The organism is Phreatobacter sp. (assembly GCF_052440005.1).
In the GTDB taxonomy this organism is placed as follows: domain Bacteria; phylum Pseudomonadota; class Alphaproteobacteria; order Rhizobiales; family Phreatobacteraceae; genus Phreatobacter.
Genome location: NZ_JBQVQL010000094.1, coordinates 1 through 16,901 on the forward strand (window position 1 = coordinate 1; position 16,901 = coordinate 16,901).

Below are 16,901 nucleotides of genomic sequence, written 5' to 3' on the forward strand. Positions count from 1 at the left end.
GCCGGCGCGGTCGGCGGCGCCACGGGCGTGGTGCTGGCCTGAACCTCCGCGACGGGCTGGGGCTGGGCATCGACCGCGACGGCGTCCTGCTTCTCCCCCTCAGCCTCGCCCTTGCCCTCGGCGGAGGTCTTGTCCTCGCCCGCCACGGGCTTCGAGGCCTCCCGCACGATGGTCGCCGCGGCAGCGGCGTCCGGCGTTGTCGGGGCCGCCTGCGGCTCGCCCTGTGGGGCGGCCTGGGGCGTTGCCTGCTCGATGGCGGGAGCGCCTTCGACAGCAGCCGGCTTCGTCGCCTGATGACGCGCCGGACGGTTGGCGCGAACCGGCTCGCCGAGCTGGCGCTCCATCGCATCCAGCGCCTCGGCAAAGGAGCTGGACGCGCCGGATGAGCGCGACGCCTGGCTCGGGCGCGCGACCGCGGGCGCCTGCTGCGCGCTGCTGATGGAAGAGGAAGCCGACGAGCTTGCCACGAATTGCCTCATGCGATCGAAAACGACCTGTCGATGACGTCAGCAAGCGGCGGGCCACCGCCCCCGGCGGCGAAAGACGTGCGATTCCAACGACCCTCGCCGGTGCGCAGGTGCCACCTGCGGGGAAAACCCTGCCCTGCACGGCAAGATTTGCCGGGGTGGAGCCAAACCGCTAGACCTTGGTTCAAGGACAAGAAATCAGGGCGGACCCATGCTTCTCGGCTGCATCGCTGACGACTTTACCGGCGCGAGCGACCTCGCCAACACGCTCGCCAAGGGCGGCATGGCGACCATGCAGTTCGTCGGCATCCCCGACGGCGCTGCGCCGGCCGAATGCGAGGCCGGTGTCGTCGCCCTGAAGAGCCGCACCATCCCCGTCGCCCAGGGCGTCGCCCAGTCGCTCGCCGCCTGCGAATGGTTGCTGGCACAGGGCTGCACCCAGATCCTGTTCAAGTACTGCTCGACCTTCGACTCCACGAAGGAGGGCAATATCGGCCCTGTCGCCGAGGCTCTGGTCGAGCGGCTCGGAGCCGACGTGGCGGTCGTCTGCCCGGTCTTCCCGGCCACCGGACGGACGCTGTTCAACGGCCATCTGTTCGTCGGCGGGGTCCTGCTCTCCGAGAGCGGCATGCAGAACCATCCGCTCACCCCGATGACCGATCCCGACATCCGGCGCTGGCTCTCGCACCAGACGAAGGGCGAGGTCGGGCTGGTGCCCTTCTCGGTCGTCCGCCAGGGCTTCGACGCGATCCAGATCGCCCTTGCGGAAGAGGCGAAGGCGGGCCGTCGCCTCGCCGTGGTCGACGCGGTGGCCGACGACGACCTCCTCGCCATCGGCGGCGCCATCGGCGGGGCGAAACTCGTCACCGGCGGCTCGGGCATCGCCCTCGGCCTGCCCGAGAACTTCCGCAAGAAGGGCCTGCTCTCCGGCCGGGGAACGAGCTTCACGGCGGGGCGGGGAGCGGCCGCCGTCATCTCCGGCTCCTGCTCGACCCAGTCGCGCGCGCAGGTGAAGGCCTACACCGCCCGCCATCCAGGCCTCGCCGTCATGCCGGACGAGGTCATGAGCGGAGCCATGACCGCGCGGAAGGCATTCGACCACGTCATGGAGCGCATCGGCCACGCCCCCATGGTCTATTCCTCCGCCGATCCGTCCGAGGTGAAGGCCGCGCAGGAGCGCTACGGCAAGGACGAGGTCGCCGGGGCCATCGAGGGCTTCTTCGGCGATCTCGCCGTGATGCTGGCAGACGCCGGCGTCGCCCGACTGGTGGTCGGCGGCGGCGAGACCTCGGGCGCCGTCGTCACCGCGCTGGAGGTCGACCGCTTCCACATCGGCCCGGAGATCGATCCCGGCGTCCCGGCGCTCGCGGCCGAGGGCCCGCGACCCATCCGCCTTGCGCTCAAGAGCGGCAATTTCGGCGCCCTCGACTTCTACGACAAGGCGCTCGCCGCCCTCGGTGACGCATGACCGGCGAGGAAAAGGCGGCGCGTGAGGGCCTGGTGCGCTGGGGCAAGTCGCTGTTCGACCGCGGGCTGACGCCGGGCTCCTCCGGCAATCTCAGCGTCCGCCTCGACGACGGCTATCTCTTCACGCCCACCAATTCCTGCCTCGGCTTCCTCGACGCCGACCGGCTGTCGAAGCTCGACGGCGAGGGCCGGCTCGTCGCCGGCGATCCGCCCACCAAGGAACTTCCGCTGCACTTCGCCTTCTACCAGGCGCGCGCCCACGCGCGCGCGGTGGTTCATCTCCACTCCACCCACGCCACCGCCCTCTCCTGCCTCGCCGACACCGACCCGAACGACGCCATCCCGCCGATCACGCCCTATGTGGTCATGCGCGTCGGCAAGGTGCCGGTCGTGCCCTATACGCGGCCCGGTTCGGCCGACGTCGCCCCGCTGATCCGCGAGAAGGCGCCGGACCATCCCGCCATCCTGCTCGGCAACCACGGGCCCGTGGTGGCCGGCACGAGCCTCGAGGCGGCGGTCTTCGCCATGGAGGAACTGGAGGAGACCGCGCGTCTCGTCCTCCTCACCCGCGGCATGAGGGTTCGCCACCTCGCATCACAAGAGATCGCCGACCTCGAGGCGACGTTCAAGCTCAGGGGATAGGACACCCATGCCGCGCTTTTCCGCCAATCTCGGCTTCCTGTGGCAGGGCATGCCGCTTCTCGACCAGATCGAGGCTGCGGCCAGGGCCGGCTTCCGCGCCGTCGAGATGCACTGGCCCTACGACACCGATCCGAAGGCCGTGCGCGCCGCCTGCGAGCGCCTCGGCCTCACCATGCTCGGCGTCAACACGGTGAAGGGCGACACGGCGAAGGGCGAGAACGGCCTCGGCGCCCTCCCCGGCCGCGAGGCGGAGTTCCAGGACGCCGTCGACCAGGCCATCGCCTGGCAGGTCGCGGCCGGCGGCAAGGCCATCCACGCCATGGCCGGCATGGTGAAGCCCGCCGACCGGCCCGCGGCGACGAGCACGCTGGTGGAGAACCTGTCGGTCGCCGCCGACAAGGCCGCCGCCCACGGCATCACGCTGCTGCTCGAGCCGCTGAGCCCGCGGGCCGCGCCCGGCTATTTCTATTCGACCCTGCGCGGCGCCGGCGAGATCATCGCCCGCGTCGGCAAGCCCAACGTCAAGATCATGTTCGACGTCTTCCATGTCGGCTGCGCCGAGGGCGACGTCCTCACCAACCTCTCCACCTGGTGGCCTCATATCGGCCATGTCCAGATCGCCGCCGTGCCGAGCCGGGCCGAGCCCGACGAGGGCGAGATCCACTTCCCCGCCATCTTCAAGGCCCTGGACGAAAAGGGCTATGCCGGCTGGGTCGGGGCGGAATACCGGCCGCGCGGCGACACCGACGCCGGGCTCACCTGGGTGAAGGCGCTCGGCGTCAGCCTCGGCTGACGCCGCCTCTTGCGCAGGCGCGGACACTTTGTGTGCAGCGCAGCAAAATTGCCTTTGGCGTCAAGCTGTTGCGCAATCTCGTTGCGCCCGCCCTGCCGAGAACGAAATCGACAGAACGATTCCAATGTGACAGCGTTCTTGACCTAAGGACGGTGATCCAAGGCCGTCCTCCACATCCCGATGGCGTGGCTTCGGCCCCGCCGATCCAGAGGAGCGCGCGATGGCGAAGGTTCCCCCCGCATCCGCCGATCTCGCCAATTTCATCCGTTTCGACGACGTCTCGCTCGACGACAAGTATGATCTCGCCAAGGAGCGCGTCTTTCTCACCGGCGTGCAGGCGCTCGTCCGCCTGACGTTGATGCAGAAGGAGCGCGACCGGCGCGCCGGGCTCAACACCGCCGGTTTCGTCTCCGGCTATCGCGGCTCGCCGTTGGGCGGCCTCGACCAGGCCTTCTTCAAGGCCCAGCGCAACCTCCTTGCCAGCGACGTCATCTTCACGCCGGGCCTCAACGAGGATCTCGCCGCCACCGCCGTCTGGGGCACGCAGCAGGCGGAGATGCGCGGCGAAGGCCGCTTCGACGGTGTCTTCGGCGTCTGGTACGGCAAGGGGCCGGGCGTCGACCGTTCCGGCGACGTCTTCCGCCACGCCAATCTCGCGGGCACCTCTCCGAACGGCGGCGTCCTCGCCCTCATGGGCGACGACCACACGGCGGAATCCTCCACCGTCGCCCACCAGTCTGAGTTCCACTTCGTCGACGTGATGATGCCGATCCTGAATCCCGCCGGGGCGCAGGAGATCCTCGACTACGGCCTCTACGGCTGGGCCATGTCGCGCTATGCCGGCGTCTGGACGGCGCTGAAATGCATGAAGGACACGGTGGAATCCACCGGCGTCGTGGACGGTGCCGTCGACCGCATCAACATTGTCCTGCCGGGCGACGAGGACTTCGTCATGCCGCCGGGCGGCGTCTCCATCCGGCCGAACGACGACCGGCACGAGCAGGAGATGCGCCTGCACATGTACAAGCGGGCTGCCGCCCTCGCCTTCATCAAGGCGAACAAGCTCAACCGCATCATCACCTCCGGCGGCCGCCAGCCGAAGATCGGCATCATCACCACCGGCAAGAGCTATCTCGACGTCCGCCAGGCCTTCGACGAGCTCGGCATCGACGAAGTGAAGGCCAACGACCTCGGCATCCGCCTGTTCAAGATCGCCTGCCCCTGGCCGCTCGACCCGGCGGAGCTGCGCGCCTTCGTCACCGGCCTCGACCTCGTCATCGTCGTCGAGGAGAAGCGCTCGCTCATCGAGGTGCAGGTCCGCGAGGAGCTCTACGGCCACGTCCACCAGCCGATCGTCATCGGCAAGAAGGACGAAAAGGGCGAGTGGCTCTTCCCCGTCCACGGAGCACTCGATTCCAACGACGTCGCCATCTGCATCGGCGACCGCGTTCTGAAGCATGTCGGCCACAACGACCAGGTCGCCGCCAATGTCGCCCGCCTGAAGGGCGCACAGGAGGTCCTGAAGACGACGCCGATCATCGCCACGCGCATTCCCTATTTCTGCTCGGGCTGCCCGCACAACACCTCCACCGTCGTGCCCGAGGGCATGCGCGCCTACGCCGGCATCGGCTGCCACTACATGGCGCTGTGGATGGACCGGAACACGGAAGGGTTCACCCAGATGGGCGGCGAGGGCGCCAACTGGGTCGGCGAGGCGCCGTTCTCCAGGCGCGGCCACGTCTTCCAGAACCTCGGCGACGGCACCTACAACCATTCGGGTTCGCTGGCGATCCGCTTCGCCGTCGCCTCGAAGGTCAACATTACCTACAAGATCCTCTTCAACGACGCCGTTGCCATGACCGGGGGCCAGCGCCACGAGGGCGGCCTCACCATGCCGATGATCGCCGCGCAGATGCGCGCCGAGGGCGTCGAGCGCATCGCCATCGTCACCGATGAGCCCGGCAAATATGCCGGCCACGGCGTCGCCTTCCCGACCGGCACCTCCATAGACCACCGCGACGACCTCGACCAGATCCAGCGCGAACTGTCGGAGGTTCCGGGCGTCTCGGTCCTCATCTACGACCAGACCTGCGCCGCCGAGAAGCGCCGCCGCCGCAAGCGCGGCACGTTCCCCGATCCGGTGAAGCGCGTCATCATCAACGAAGCCGTCTGCGAGGGCTGCGGCGATTGCGGCGTCGTCTCCAACTGCGTCTCGGTCCAGCCGCTGGAGACCGAGTTCGGCCGCAAGCGCACCATCGACCAGTCGTCCTGCAACAAGGACTTTTCCTGCGTGAAGGGCTTCTGCCCGAGCTTCGTCACCGTCCACGGCGCCGAGCCTAAGAAGGGCCAGGCCATGGCGGTTGATGCCGACATTTCAGGCCTTCCCGAGCCTGTCCTGCCCACCATCGAGCACACCTACAACGTGCTGATCGAGGGCGTCGGCGGCACGGGTATCGTCACGGTCGGCGCCATTCTCGGGATGGCCTGCCACCTGGAGAAGAAGGGCGTCGGCCTCATCGATATGGCGGGCCTCGCCCAGAAGGGCGGCGAGGTCTTCTCCCACATGCGCATCGCACGCGTGCCGGAGGACATCCATTCCATCCGCGTCCATGCCGGCTCGGCCGATCTCGTTCTCTCCGGCGACATCGTCATCGCCGGCGGCAAGAAGTCGCTCGCCGGCATGAAGCCGACCACCAAGGTGGTGGTGAACACGGTGGAGAGCATGCCGGGCCAGTTCACCCGCGACGCCAATTTCTCGCTGCCCTCGGAGCGGCTGAAGCGGGCCATCATCTCCCACGCCAGCCGCGAGACCACCCACCTCGTCGACGCCCAGCGCCTCGCCACGGCGCTGATGGGCAATTCCATCGCCACCAACCTCTTCCTCGTCGGCTACGCCTTCCAGATCGGCGGCCTGCCGCTGACCGCCGCCGCCATCGAGCGGGCGATCGAGCTCAACGGCGAGGCGGTGAAGATGAACATCACCGCCTTCCGATGGGGCCGGCTCTGCGCCCATGACCGGGCCGCTGTCGAGGCTCTCGTTGCCCCGGTGACGGCCCCGAGCGGCGTGGAGAAGCTGTCCTCCTCGCTCGAGGAGATCATCGCCCGCCGCGTGGACCAGCTCACCCGCTACCAGAACGCCGCCTATGCGGCGCGCTACCAGGGCCTGGTCGACACCGTCCGCAAGGCGGAGGCCGAAAAGGCGCCCGGCCGCCAGGGCCTTACGGAGGCGGTGGCGCGCTATCTCTACAAGCTGATGGCCTACAAGGACGAGTACGAGGTCGCCCGTCTCTACACCGACGGCAATTTCCTCAAGCAGGTGGCCAAGGCCTTCGACGGCAAGGACCTCACCTTCGAGTTCCACCTCGCCCCGCCGCTTCTCGCCAAGGCCGACCCGCAGACCGGCGTGCCGCGCAAGATGAGCTTCGGTCCCTGGATGATGACCGCCTACCGCGTGCTCGCATCCCTCAAGGGCCTGCGCGGCACCGCCTTCGACGTCTTCGGCTACACCCACGAGCGGCGCACGGAGCGGCAGCTGATCAAGGATTACGAGGCACTGGTGGCCGAGATCGTCGCGAAACTGACGCCCGACAACCACGCCCTCGCGGTCGGCCTCGCCTCGATCCCGGAGAAGATCCGCGGTTTCGGCCATGTGAAGGCGCGCCATCTCGACGTGGCGAAGAAGGAGGAGGCGGCGCTCCTCGCCGACTTCCGCGCCGGTCCCAAGCCGGAGGTCAAGCTGGCGGCGGAGTGAAACCCGGCCGGCTGACGACCTGCACGACGCCAGTGCGTCCTTCGAGGCTCACCATAGCCTCGAGCGGACGCGAGATGCGTCCGCCTCTCGCTATGCGCTCGCACCTCAGGATGAGGGCGGTTGGGCGCTGCACCGCGCCCAAGGGCGGGACCCTTCCGTCACCCCCGGCGAGCGAAGCGAGGGAAGGGGGTCCAGGGGCCAACCGAAATCGGAGGGCCCGGCGGATAGCGAAATCGAGTTGACGAGGAGCCCTATCCCTCCTGGATCCCCTTCCCTCGCTTCGCTCGCCGGGGATGACGGCGGGAGCGATCCCTGCAGCGCCCCCCTTCATCCTGAGAAACCAACCCCCGGCGATGCGCCAGCGTCCGGAACGAGCCTCAAGGACGCAGTGCCCGTCCTGCTGCAACCGCTACCGTCTAGCCCCCTCCCGCCGCATTGCCCAACCCCATCGGCCGCCTACCCACCGCCCCTGTTTCATGGCAGAGACAAACTCCCGATCGCCAGACCCGGACGCGCCATGACCTCGACCTTCATCCCCTCGCCCGTCGCCGCCGGCTGGGAGACCGCCGCGCCCTCCGAGAGCGGTTTCGATGCGGCCAAGCTGAAGGCCGCCACCGCTTTCGCCGAACAGGCCGAGAGCCCCTGGCCGATGAGCCTCTACTACCCCGACGGGCGCTATGTCGGCATCGTCGAGTGGAACGAGACGGGCCCCTGGAGCGCCATCGTCGGACCGGTGATCCCGCGCGGCAAGCCGGCCGGCGTTGTCGTGCGCGGCGGCAAGGTCGCGGCGACCTGGGGAGACGTCGCCCGGGTCGACATGACCTTCTCCATCGCCAAGAGCTATCTCGCCATCCTCGCCGGCATCGCCTGCGACGACGGCCTCTTCGCCATCGACGATCCCGTCTCGAAGACTCTCGACGACCCGCATTTTTCCAGCGACCGCAATTCCCGGATCACCTGGCGGCACCTCCTCCACCAGTCGAGCGAGTGGGAGGGCGTCATCTTCGAGAAGTCCGACCAGGTCGACCACAACCGCCAGATCGGTGCCGGGGCCGACAACAGCCGCAAGGGCGAGAAGCGTGCCCTGAAGACGCCCGGCACCCATTACGAATACAACGACGTGCGCGTGAACGTCCTCTCCTACGCCCTGCTGCGCCGCTTCGGCCGCGCCCTGCCGGAGGTGTTGAAGGAGCGGATCATGGACAGCATCGGCGCCTCTGACACCTGGAAGTGGCACGGTTACGAGACCTCCTGGGTCGAAATCGACGGCCGCAAGGTGCAGTCAGTGCCCGGCGGTGCCCATTGGGGCGGCGGCATCTTCATCTCCGCCCTCGACCATGCCCGCCTCGGCCTGCTCATCGGCCGCAACGGCGAATGGAACGGCCGCCAGCTTCTGTCGAAGGGGTGGATCGCCGACATGCTGACCCCCTCCCCCACCAACCGCGACTACGGCTATCTCTGGTGGCTGAACCGCGGCCGCAGCCGATTCTCCAACGCGTCCGAGTCCAGCGTCTTCGCGCTCGGTGCCGGCTCCAACATCATCTGGGTCGATCCAGAGAACGACATGGTGGTGGTCGCGCGATGGATGGACCAGACGAAGTTCAACGCCTTCTTCGGCCATGTGACGGCCGCACGCACCTGAGCGCGGCCACGCCGCGGCGTCCGCAGGGCTTGCCGAGGCTTGATCGGCGCCCCATTTCACGCCACAACATGCGTCGAATGCACGCGCGTCGATAGGACACCCGATGGCCGCAGCCGGAACCACCAACTGGACCAATGTCGTCAACGTGCTCGGCGCGACCGCCATCGTCGGGTCGGAAGCCGTCGGTGCCGGCGGCGCCACCGGCTGGGCGCTGGCGAGCCTCATGAAGCTCGGCGACCAGGCCGTGCTCGTCGCGACGCTGGTCGGGGTCGCCATCGGCCTCGTGACGACCGTCGCGTTCCTGCGCTCGGCCTATCGCGCCGAGCCCTTCAACTGAGTCCCAGACCTCCGCCGACTCAGGCGTAATCCTTTCGCATATACTGGACCTTGCGGTCCTCCATCTCCTTCACCGATGTGCGCACGAAGCCCCTGCGCGCGTACCACTCGATCCGCTGCGTCAGCTTGAAGTTGGTGTATAGCGTGACGTAAGGCGCTCCCAGTTCGCGCAGCCGCCGCTCGGAAAAGCGCAGGATGGCGTCGCCGTAGCGCTTGCCGTGGTGGCGCGGATCAACCGCCAGCGAGACGATCACCGGCTCCTCCGCCATCTCGATGACGGCACAGGCGGCGAGTCCGCCGTCCTCCTCCGCCACCCAGATCTCCTGCGTCGCGATGGCTTCGGCATAGTCCACCATGCGTGGGAACGAGACGCTCCCGGTCAGCACTTCGTTCGGCACATAGGCCGCCTCCTTCAGTGCTGCGATGGCCGGCACGTCGCGCAGCGTCGCCCGGCGCAGGGCGAGGCCGCCCTCCTCCGCCAGCGTCTCGTTCATCACGGCGAGGCTGACCTTCTGCCGGCCGTCGGCATCGAAATTGTCGGGCGAGAGCCAGCGGGTGAAGGCGAGGCGCCGCTGCGGCCACTCGCAGTCCAGCATGGAGTACCAGGCGGTGTCGCGGTTGGCGCCCTTGGCGATCATGTGCTGGCGGAACAGGCCCTCGAACGTGAAGCCGAAGCGCACCGCGGCCTTTTTGGACGGGGCATTCAGGTCGTTGCACTTCCATTCGTAGCGACGGTAGCCGAGCGTCTCGAAGACGTGGCGCATCATCAGGAACTGCGCTTCCGTCGCCGCCGGCGTGCGCTGCAGGGCCGGCGTGTAGAGGATGGAGCCCACTTCGATGACGCGGTGGGTGGTGTCGATGCGCATCAGCGACAGCCAGCCGATGGCGCGGTCGTCCTTGTCGGCGATGGCCCAGTAGACAGGGTCCGCCGGACCGGCGGCGATTTTCGCGACGTGGGCGGCGAAGTCCGTCTTGTCGGCATAAGGACCGGAGAAGAGATAGGCCCACTGCCAGGCGGCCTCAGGGCCGTGGGACAGGGCGTAGAGGCCGTCAGTATCGCGGTCCGGATCGAGCGGGCGGAGACGGCAGTAGCGGCCTTCGAGGATGACGTGGGTCGGGCGGGGCGCCGGCGTCGTGTCGACGGCGAAGCCGAATTCAGGCGCGCTCAAGGGGGATGCTCCGGTCAGGACTGCGGATGATGGGTACGGAAGAAGCCGTTCAGCGCGCCGAAGGGCTCGGCCGCCGCCAGCGCCTCGAAACTGCCATCGGCGGCGAGCTCACGGGCAGCCTTGAGGAACCCGCCCCAGGCGGCCCGCGCCAGCGCCGAGCCGACGGAGATGCGGCGCACGCCGAGGGCGGCGGCATCCGCCACGGTGAGGCCGATGGGCGCGGAGATCAGGACGTTGACGGGCTTCGGTGCCACTGCCGCGACCACCTCGCGGATTTGCTCGTGGGTTCTCAGCCCCGGCGCATAGAGCACGTCTGCGCCCGCCTCCGCATAGGCGACGAGCCGCTTCAGCACCATTGCCTGCGCATCGGGCAACCCAAAGAGATGCGCCTCGCAGCGCGCCGTCAGCAGCACGCCGGTGCCCTTCAGCGCCTCCGCCGCGGCGCGGACGCGATCCACCGCGAGGTCGAAGGGATAAATCACCTCTTCCGCCGTATCGCCGTGGTCCTCGATGGAGAGGCCGGCGACACCGGTCGCGGCGCAGAGGCGACAGCTCTCGGCGACCCCATCAGGATCGCGCGCATAACCGGATTCGAAGTCGGCGTTCACCGGTAGGTCCGTCGCGCGCACGATCTCGGCGATATGGGCGAGCGCCATGTCGCGCGGCACCGCCCAGTCCGTGTCGGGGAGGCCGCGCGAGAAGGAGAAGCCGGAGGACGTGGTGGCGAGCGCCTTGAAGCCGAGATGCTTCAGCATCATCGCCGTGCCGATGTCCCAGGGATTGGGAATGACGAAGCAGCCGCTCTCGTGCAGGCGGCGGAAGACGGCGCGTTGCGGCGAGGCATCCATGGCTCGTCCCCCTTTAGGCCCCGAATGCAAAAGTCGCGCGGCCGGGACCGCGCGACAATCGTGTTTTGGTGATGGCAGGGATCGCCGGAGGCGATGGGACCTTAGTGGTTGTCCCGCGGGATGCCCCGCTTCTGCGCGATCTTCTGGTACTTCACCGCCGGCTTCAGGACCATGCCGTCGGAGAGCTGGCTCACCATCGAGCGCTGGATCTCCTGCCAGGGAGTCTGGCTCTTCGGCACCTTGTAGCCGCCATTGGCCTTGAGCTCGGCCATGCGGGCGGCGAACTCCTCCTCCGAGATGAGGATATTCGCCGAGCGCTTGTTGAGGTCGATGCGCACCCGGTCGCCTGTCTTCAGCACGGCGAGACCACCGTTGGCGCCCGCCTCCGGCGAGGCGTTGAGGATGGAGGGTGAGCCCGACGTGCCGGACTGGCGACCGTCGCCGATGCAGGGAAGGTCGCGGATACCCTTCTTGAGGAGCGCCGCCGGCGGCTGCATGTTCACCACCTCCGCCGAGCCCGGATAGCCGAGCGGGCCGACGCCGCGCACGAAGAGCACGCAGGTCTCGTCGATGGCAAGCGCCGGATCGTCGATCCGGTGGTGATAGTCCTCCGGTCCGTCGAAGACGATGGCGCGCCCCTCGAAGGCGTCCTTGTCCTTGGGGTTCGACAGGTAGCGCTTGCGGAAGTCGGCGGAGATGACGCTCGTCTTCATGATGGCGCTGTCGAACAGGTTGCCCTTCAGCACGATGAAGCCGGCATCCTTCACCAGCGGCTTGTCGTAGGGCCGGATGACGTCCTCGTCGGTGATCACCGCGCCCTGGACGTTCTCGCCCATGGTCTTGCCGTTGGCGGTGATCGCGTCACCGTGGATCTTGCCGGCCTTGAGGAGCTGGTTCATCACGGCGGGCAGGCCGCCGGCGCGGAAATACTCCTCGCCGAGATAGGCGCCGGCCGGCTGCATGTTGACCAGGAGGGGCACCTCGTGGCCGACCTTCTCCCAGTCGTCGATGTCGAGCTTCACGCCGATATGCTTGGCGATGGCGTTGATGTGGATCGGCGCATTGGTCGAGCCGCCGATGGCGGAATTCGCCACGATGCAGTTCTCGAAGGCCTTGCGGGTGAGGATGTCGGAGGGCTTCAGGTCCTCCCACACCATCTCGACGATCCGCCGGCCGGTCGCATAGGAGATCTGGCCGCGCTCACGGTAGGGGGCGGGGATCGCGGCGCAGGAGGGCAGAGACATGCCGAGCGCCTCGGCGAGCCCGTTCATCGTCGAGGCCGTGCCCATCGTGTTGCAATGGCCGATGGAGGGCGCCGACTTGGTGACGACGTCGATGAACTCCTCGTAGGTGATCGTGCCGTCGGCCTGCAGCTTGCGGGCCTCCCAGACGACGGTGCCGGATCCGGCGCGCTTGCCGTTCCACCAGCCGTTCAGCATCGGCCCGCCCGACAGGACGATGGCGGGGATGTTGACCGTCGCGGCGCCCATCACCATGGCAGGCATGGTCTTGTCGCAGCCGGTCATCAGCACGACGCCGTCCATCGGATAGCCGTAGAGGATCTCCACCAGCGACAGGTATTGCAGGTTGCGGTCGAGGGCGGCCGTCGGGCGCTTCAGCGTCTCCTGGATCTGGTGGACCGGGAACTCCAGGGGGATGCCGCCGGCATCGCGGATGCCGTCGCGCACGCGCTGGGCGAGCTCGATGTGGTGTCGGTTGCAGGGCGAGATGTCGGACCCGGTCTGGGCGATGCCGATGATCGGCTTGCCTGAGCGCAGCTCCTCGACGGTGAGGCCCCAGTTGACCGTACGTTCCAGATAGATCGCGGTCATGCCCGGGTTGTCCGGATTGTCGAACCACTGCCGCGAACGCAGGTTCTGGGGCTTCATCTTGCGGCGGGCCATGCCCTTCCTCCCATGTTGCGCTGCGAAGCGTTCAAATCGATTGAAGTGCCTGCCGCGTCGTCGTTTCCCGAATTTGAACGCGGCGCCGGGCGGATTGCAACGGCAAAAGCGGCGGATGGGACATGCGGCGAAGAACGACGTGTGATATGCTGCGGAAGCATATGCTTCCGGAGGAGCAGCTATGGCCATCACGTTGCGCAACAAGCCGCTGGAGGAAAGGATCAAGCGGATCGGGCGGCAGCGCGGGCTCGGCCCATCGGCAGTGATCGCCAAGGCCGTGGAAGCGCTTGAGCAGGCGCCCGCGGATGAAGTGCCTCCCGAGGAGCAGGCGCGCCGGCTCAGGGCACTCGATGAAATTCAGCGACGGATCGCCGAACGCATTACCGAGGCGGAACGAGCGGCAATGGCTGGTTTCGAGGCCGATATGTACGATGAAAACGGCCTGCCCAAATGATCCTTTGCGACACGTCCGCCTTGATCGCGATCCTGAAGAATGAACCGGACGCGAGGCGATACCGGGAGGCTATCGCCGGACCGCAATCCGCTTCTTTGCCCGCATCCTGCTACCTCGAAGCGGCGATGGTGGCGTCAAACATGATTGAGGGACGTCGGGACCTCGACCAACTGATCGAGGTTGCGAAGGTCACCTTGATCCCCCTCGACAAGCCCGTCGCCCGCCTCGCCGCCGATGCCTTCGTCCGCTACGGCCGCGGAACAGGTCACCCGGCGGCGCTCAACTTCGGCGACTGCATCAGCTATGCGACGGCGAAGCACCTCGATTGTCCTCTCCTGTTCAAGGGCGACGACTTCCGGCATACGGATGTGAAGGTCGCCCTCTAGCGCGGCCGTGACGCCATCCGGAAACGCTCCATGACCTTTCAGACCGTCGCCAATTTCGACCGCATCGGCGAGGAGAACGCCTTCGCCGTCCTCGCCCGCGCCACCGCGCTGATGCGCTCCGGCAAGGACGTCATCAATCTCGGCATCGGCCAGCCGGATTTCGCCACCCCCGAGAACATCACAGAGGCCGCCATCAAGGCGATCCGCGACGGCCATCACGGCTACACCCCGGCCAACGGCATCCTCCCCCTGCGCGAGGCGGTGGCGGCCGATCTCGACCGCCGCTTCAAGGTGTCGGTCTCGCCCGAAGAGGTGATGATCGTCCCCGGCGGCAAGGTCACCATGTTCATGGCGATCCTGATGTTCGGCGAGCCGGGCGCGGAGATCCTCTATCCCGATCCGGGCTTTCCGATCTACCGCTCGATGATCGAATATACCGGCGCGACCCCGATCCCGGTGCCGATCCGCGAGGAAAACGGCTTCGCCTTCTCCGCCGACGAGCTCCTCTCGCTCATCACGCCGAAGACCCGCCTGGTCATCGTCAACTCGCCGGCGAACCCGACCGGCGGCGTCACGCCCAAGACAGAGATCGACAAGCTCGTCGCCGGCATGGAGCGCTTCCCCGACGTCGCCATCATGTCGGACGAGATCTACGACCAGATGGTCTATGATGGCGAGGAGCACGTGTGCCTCCTCTCCTATCCCTCCATCCGCGACCGCACGATCCTGCTCAACGGCTGGTCCAAGACCTACGCCATGACCGGCTGGCGCCTCGGCTATTCCATCTGGCCGGGCAAGCTCTACGACTATGCCCGCAAGCTCGCGGTGAACTCCTTCTCCTGCGTCAACGCCCCCTCGCAATTCGCCGCGCTGGAGGCCCTCACCGGGCCGCAAGACGCGGTGGGCAGGATGGTCGCCGAGTTCGACGCCCGCCGGAAGCTGGTGGTCGAGGGGCTGAACAAGCTGCCCGGTGTCTCCTGCATCGTGCCGAAGGGCGCCTTCTATGCCTTCCCGAACATCAAGGAGACCGGCTGGAAGGCGAAGCCGCTGGCATCCGCCCTGCTGGAGGATGCGGGCGTCGCCACCATCGGCGGGCCGGATTTCGGCGTCCACGGCGAGGGCTACATCCGGCTGAGCTATGCCAACTCGTCGGAGAACATCCTCAAGGCCCTCGACCGCATGAAGGGGTTCCTCGAGCGGCGGAACAGCTGAGGCCGACAGTCGGCATTGAGGTTCCGCGAGACGCCCGCCGGGCGTCCACAGACCGATCCGTCGTGGATGCCCGGGCCAAGCCCGGGCACGACGAGACGTCTGGCGACGTCTGGCCCTACCCCCGCCCCGTCAGCAGCATGACGCCCAGCGCGGTGAGGATCGGCAGCGGCAGCGAGGCGGCGACGCGCAGCCAGACGACGCGTGTCGGCATGACCGGCAACTCCCAGACGATCAGCCGCTGGAACGCGAAGAGCGCCCAGGCGGTCACGTAGGTCATCACCGCGAGATAGCCGGCTCCGCTCTTCAGCGCGGAGGCGCCGATGGCGAAGCCGATCACCGGCCCGCCAGGGGTGATGGCGCCGGCCAGCGTCGCCAGAAACAGGCCGCTGATGCCTGACTCCGGCCCGAGCCAGGAGCGCACTACGTCCTGCGGCAACAGGGCGGCGAGGAAGCCCGCCCCGATCACGCCGATGGCGAGGCGCGGGATCAGGTAGAGGAAGTCGAGCAAGCCGCTGCGACTCGCCTCGCTCAGGACCGCCGTCCCCTGTCGCCAGGCGACCAGCGCCAGGATCGCGGCGATCACCCAGAGCGACAGGCTGACGGCGAGGGTGGCGCTCATCGCGGCCCTCCCGGAACCACCCGCGCCAGCCAGTGGGCGAGGAGGCCGGCGACGATAGGCAGCGGCAGCGAGACGAGCATGCGTGTCGTCACGAAATCGACGCCGAGGAAGGGCGCCTCCCAGATGATCGCGCGGTTGAGGCCGATCAGGGTCCAGCTCGTGACGAAGGCGACGGCCGGTCCGACGCCAGCGCCCACGGCGAGCAGCGCGCCGGCCAGCGGATAGATGGTGAAGGGGCCGCCCGGCATGATCGCACCGATAGCGGTGGCGATGACGAGGCCGGTGACGCCGGAATCGCCGCCGATCCATCGCGACACGAACTCGCGCGGCAGCACCGCCGCTACGAAGGCGCCGATCAGGCAGCCGGCCAGCACTTTCGGCAGGATGTCGAGGAAGAGCCAGGAATCCTCGGCGAGGATGTGCGTGACCCCCGGCCAGCCGTCGCGCATGAAGACCAAGCTGGCGCCGGCGAGGACGAGCGCCAGCACGAACAGCGTCGAGCCGTCGATGAGGGTGCGCGGCTTCTTCGGAGGGAGCTCAGGCTGCGATGACAAATGCGGTGCCGGGCACGGACGGTGACGGTCCGGGTGGAGGGACGATCACGCCACCATAGGGGCCGTCCCGATGCGCCGGAACCATCGCTCCGGCGCATCAGGCGTGCAGGGCCGCATCAGGCCGCGGAGGCGGCCTTGGCTTCGGCTGCGGCCTGGTCGAGATGGGCGACCAGCGAGGCCTCGAGGCCGAGGGCCTGGGCGAAGTCCTGCAGGAACTTCGCTTCCGCCGCCGTATCGACGTTCATGCCGAGATGGGCGGCGATATAGGCCTGCGCCTTCATCTCGTCGGTGGTGCAGGACGCGGCGAGAATCTTGATGCTCACCGGAGCGGCGAGGACCCCGTCGAGGAAGCTCTTCTCCGCCTGGCCGAGGCCCATGGAATCGAGCTGGCCGACGATCATCGCCCGCTCGTCCGGGCTCATCTCGCCGTCCGCATAGGCGGCCGCCACCATGGCCCGGAGCAGGATCTCGGCCGTGTCCTCGATGGTGCCGCCGGCCTCGGCGAAACCTTCCGGCGCCTTGCCCATGCCGAGCAGCGAGGACACGTCGTCGATCGTGCCCTGCACCACCGGCTTGCCCTGCTGGTAATTGCGCAGCGCCACATAGGCGAGGCCGCCGATGGCCGCGAGCCCACCGAGTCGCGCCGCCGTGCCGGCG

The 16,901-nt window shown here is 67.9% G+C and carries 16 protein-coding genes; 9 read left to right on the forward strand and 7 right to left on the reverse strand.

Annotated elements, in window-relative coordinates; all coding sequences use genetic code 11:
- Positions 1 to 467: hypothetical protein (locus ACT6XY_RS18730; protein WP_444749836.1), on the reverse strand; the 467-nt coding region annotated here is incomplete at its 3' end.
- A 211-nt stretch (positions 468 to 678) separates the two neighbouring features.
- Here ACT6XY_RS18730 and otnK point away from each other — a divergent pair.
- The 6 genes from otnK (at position 679) to ACT6XY_RS18760 (ending at position 9,099) form a co-directional block, all read left to right on the forward strand.
- The gene (gene otnK, locus ACT6XY_RS18735) at positions 679 to 1,935 is read left to right on the forward strand and encodes a 3-oxo-tetronate kinase (protein ID WP_444749837.1); all 1,257 of its coding nucleotides are present in this window, start codon (positions 679 to 681) and stop codon (positions 1,933 to 1,935) included.
- Positions 1,932 to 2,576, forward strand: a complete 645-nt coding sequence (gene otnC, locus ACT6XY_RS18740; RefSeq protein ID WP_444749838.1) for a 3-oxo-tetronate 4-phosphate decarboxylase — start codon at positions 1,932 to 1,934, stop codon at positions 2,574 to 2,576. The genes otnK and otnC overlap by 4 nt, the downstream gene beginning before the upstream one ends.
- A 7-nt stretch (positions 2,577 to 2,583) precedes the next feature.
- Positions 2,584 to 3,369: a hydroxypyruvate isomerase family protein gene (locus ACT6XY_RS18745; RefSeq protein ID WP_444749839.1), complete on the forward strand. Its 786-nt coding sequence runs from the start codon at positions 2,584 to 2,586 to the stop codon at positions 3,367 to 3,369.
- A gap of 220 nt (positions 3,370 to 3,589) precedes the next feature.
- Positions 3,590 to 7,120, forward strand: coding sequence for an indolepyruvate ferredoxin oxidoreductase family protein (locus ACT6XY_RS18750; RefSeq protein ID WP_444749840.1), 3,531 nt, complete (start codon positions 3,590 to 3,592; stop codon positions 7,118 to 7,120).
- Positions 7,121 to 7,637: 517 nt separating this feature from the next.
- Positions 7,638 to 8,762 carry a serine hydrolase domain-containing protein gene (locus tag ACT6XY_RS18755; protein ID WP_444749841.1) on the forward strand — a complete coding sequence of 375 codons (1,125 nt, stop codon included), beginning with the start codon at positions 7,638 to 7,640 and terminating at the stop codon, positions 8,760 to 8,762.
- 103 nt (positions 8,763 to 8,865) lie between these two features.
- Positions 8,866 to 9,099, forward strand: a complete 234-nt coding sequence (locus ACT6XY_RS18760) for a hypothetical protein (protein ID WP_444749842.1) — start codon at positions 8,866 to 8,868, stop codon at positions 9,097 to 9,099.
- Between the two features lie 19 nt (positions 9,100 to 9,118).
- Here the strand turns inward: ACT6XY_RS18760 and ACT6XY_RS18765 are convergent, their stop codons facing one another.
- The 3 genes from ACT6XY_RS18765 to ACT6XY_RS18775 form a co-directional block, all read right to left on the reverse strand.
- On the reverse strand, positions 9,119 to 10,267 hold the full coding sequence (locus ACT6XY_RS18765) for a GNAT family N-acetyltransferase (protein WP_444749843.1): 1,149 nt from the start codon (positions 10,265 to 10,267) through the stop codon (positions 9,119 to 9,121).
- A gap of 14 nt (positions 10,268 to 10,281) precedes the next feature.
- Positions 10,282 to 11,115 (reverse strand): isocitrate lyase/PEP mutase family protein, encoded by an 834-nt coding sequence (locus tag ACT6XY_RS18770; RefSeq protein WP_444749844.1) that lies wholly within the window; start codon positions 11,113 to 11,115, stop codon positions 10,282 to 10,284.
- Positions 11,116 to 11,216: 101 nt separating this feature from the next.
- On the reverse strand, positions 11,217 to 13,019 hold the full coding sequence (locus ACT6XY_RS18775; protein WP_444749845.1) for an IlvD/Edd family dehydratase: 1,803 nt from the start codon (positions 13,017 to 13,019) through the stop codon (positions 11,217 to 11,219).
- 181 nt (positions 13,020 to 13,200) lie between these two features.
- On the opposite strand from ACT6XY_RS18775, the gene ACT6XY_RS18780 reads away from it, so the two are divergent.
- The 3 genes from ACT6XY_RS18780 to ACT6XY_RS18790 are packed head-to-tail and all read left to right on the forward strand — an operon-like array spanning position 13,201 to position 15,071.
- Complete coding sequence (locus tag ACT6XY_RS18780; RefSeq protein WP_444749846.1) at positions 13,201 to 13,473, forward strand: hypothetical protein; 273 nt, start codon at positions 13,201 to 13,203, stop codon at positions 13,471 to 13,473.
- The gene (locus ACT6XY_RS18785) at positions 13,470 to 13,859 is read left to right on the forward strand and encodes a type II toxin-antitoxin system VapC family toxin (RefSeq protein WP_444749847.1); all 390 of its coding nucleotides are present in this window, start codon (positions 13,470 to 13,472) and stop codon (positions 13,857 to 13,859) included. The genes ACT6XY_RS18780 and ACT6XY_RS18785 overlap by 4 nt, the downstream gene beginning before the upstream one ends.
- 30 nt (positions 13,860 to 13,889) lie before the next feature.
- Positions 13,890 to 15,071, forward strand: coding sequence for a pyridoxal phosphate-dependent aminotransferase (locus tag ACT6XY_RS18790; RefSeq protein ID WP_444749848.1), 1,182 nt, complete (start codon positions 13,890 to 13,892; stop codon positions 15,069 to 15,071).
- Between the two features lie 115 nt (positions 15,072 to 15,186).
- Here the strand turns inward: ACT6XY_RS18790 and ACT6XY_RS18795 are convergent, their stop codons facing one another.
- The 3 genes from ACT6XY_RS18795 to ACT6XY_RS18805 all read right to left on the reverse strand — a co-directional run.
- Positions 15,187 to 15,690 (reverse strand): hypothetical protein, encoded by a 504-nt coding sequence (locus ACT6XY_RS18795; protein ID WP_444749849.1) that lies wholly within the window; start codon positions 15,688 to 15,690, stop codon positions 15,187 to 15,189.
- Positions 15,687 to 16,244 (reverse strand): permease, encoded by a 558-nt coding sequence (locus ACT6XY_RS18800; protein ID WP_444749850.1) that lies wholly within the window; start codon positions 16,242 to 16,244, stop codon positions 15,687 to 15,689. The genes ACT6XY_RS18795 and ACT6XY_RS18800 overlap by 4 nt, the downstream gene beginning before the upstream one ends.
- Before the next feature lie 116 nt (positions 16,245 to 16,360).
- Positions 16,361 to 16,901 (reverse strand): tellurite resistance TerB family protein (locus tag ACT6XY_RS18805; RefSeq protein WP_444749851.1); only part of this gene is annotated, 541 nt, incomplete at its 5' end.

What these genes read in the sequence shown, in the direction of transcription:
- ACT6XY_RS18795 (WP_444749849.1), bottom strand. Translation starts at nt 15,690, where the DNA reads ATGAGCGCCACCCTCGCCGTCAGCCTGTCGCTCTGGGTGATCGCCGCG.
- ACT6XY_RS18750 (WP_444749840.1), top strand. Translation starts at nt 3,590, where the DNA reads ATGGCGAAGGTTCCCCCCGCATCCGCCGATCTCGCCAATTTCATCCGT.
- ACT6XY_RS18775 (WP_444749845.1), bottom strand. Translation starts at nt 13,019, where the DNA reads ATGGCCCGCCGCAAGATGAAGCCCCAGAACCTGCGTTCGCGGCAGTGG.
- ACT6XY_RS18760 (WP_444749842.1), top strand. Translation starts at nt 8,866, where the DNA reads ATGGCCGCAGCCGGAACCACCAACTGGACCAATGTCGTCAACGTGCTC.
- otnK (WP_444749837.1), top strand. Translation starts at nt 679, where the DNA reads ATGCTTCTCGGCTGCATCGCTGACGACTTTACCGGCGCGAGCGACCTC.
- ACT6XY_RS18745 (WP_444749839.1), top strand. Translation starts at nt 2,584, where the DNA reads ATGCCGCGCTTTTCCGCCAATCTCGGCTTCCTGTGGCAGGGCATGCCG.
- ACT6XY_RS18790 (WP_444749848.1), top strand. Translation starts at nt 13,890, where the DNA reads ATGACCTTTCAGACCGTCGCCAATTTCGACCGCATCGGCGAGGAGAAC.
- ACT6XY_RS18770 (WP_444749844.1), bottom strand. Translation starts at nt 11,115, where the DNA reads ATGGATGCCTCGCCGCAACGCGCCGTCTTCCGCCGCCTGCACGAGAGC.
- ACT6XY_RS18785 (WP_444749847.1), top strand. Translation starts at nt 13,470, where the DNA reads ATGATCCTTTGCGACACGTCCGCCTTGATCGCGATCCTGAAGAATGAA.
- ACT6XY_RS18755 (WP_444749841.1), top strand. Translation starts at nt 7,638, where the DNA reads ATGACCTCGACCTTCATCCCCTCGCCCGTCGCCGCCGGCTGGGAGACC.
- otnC (WP_444749838.1), top strand. Translation starts at nt 1,932, where the DNA reads ATGACCGGCGAGGAAAAGGCGGCGCGTGAGGGCCTGGTGCGCTGGGGC.
- ACT6XY_RS18780 (WP_444749846.1), top strand. Translation starts at nt 13,201, where the DNA reads ATGGCCATCACGTTGCGCAACAAGCCGCTGGAGGAAAGGATCAAGCGG.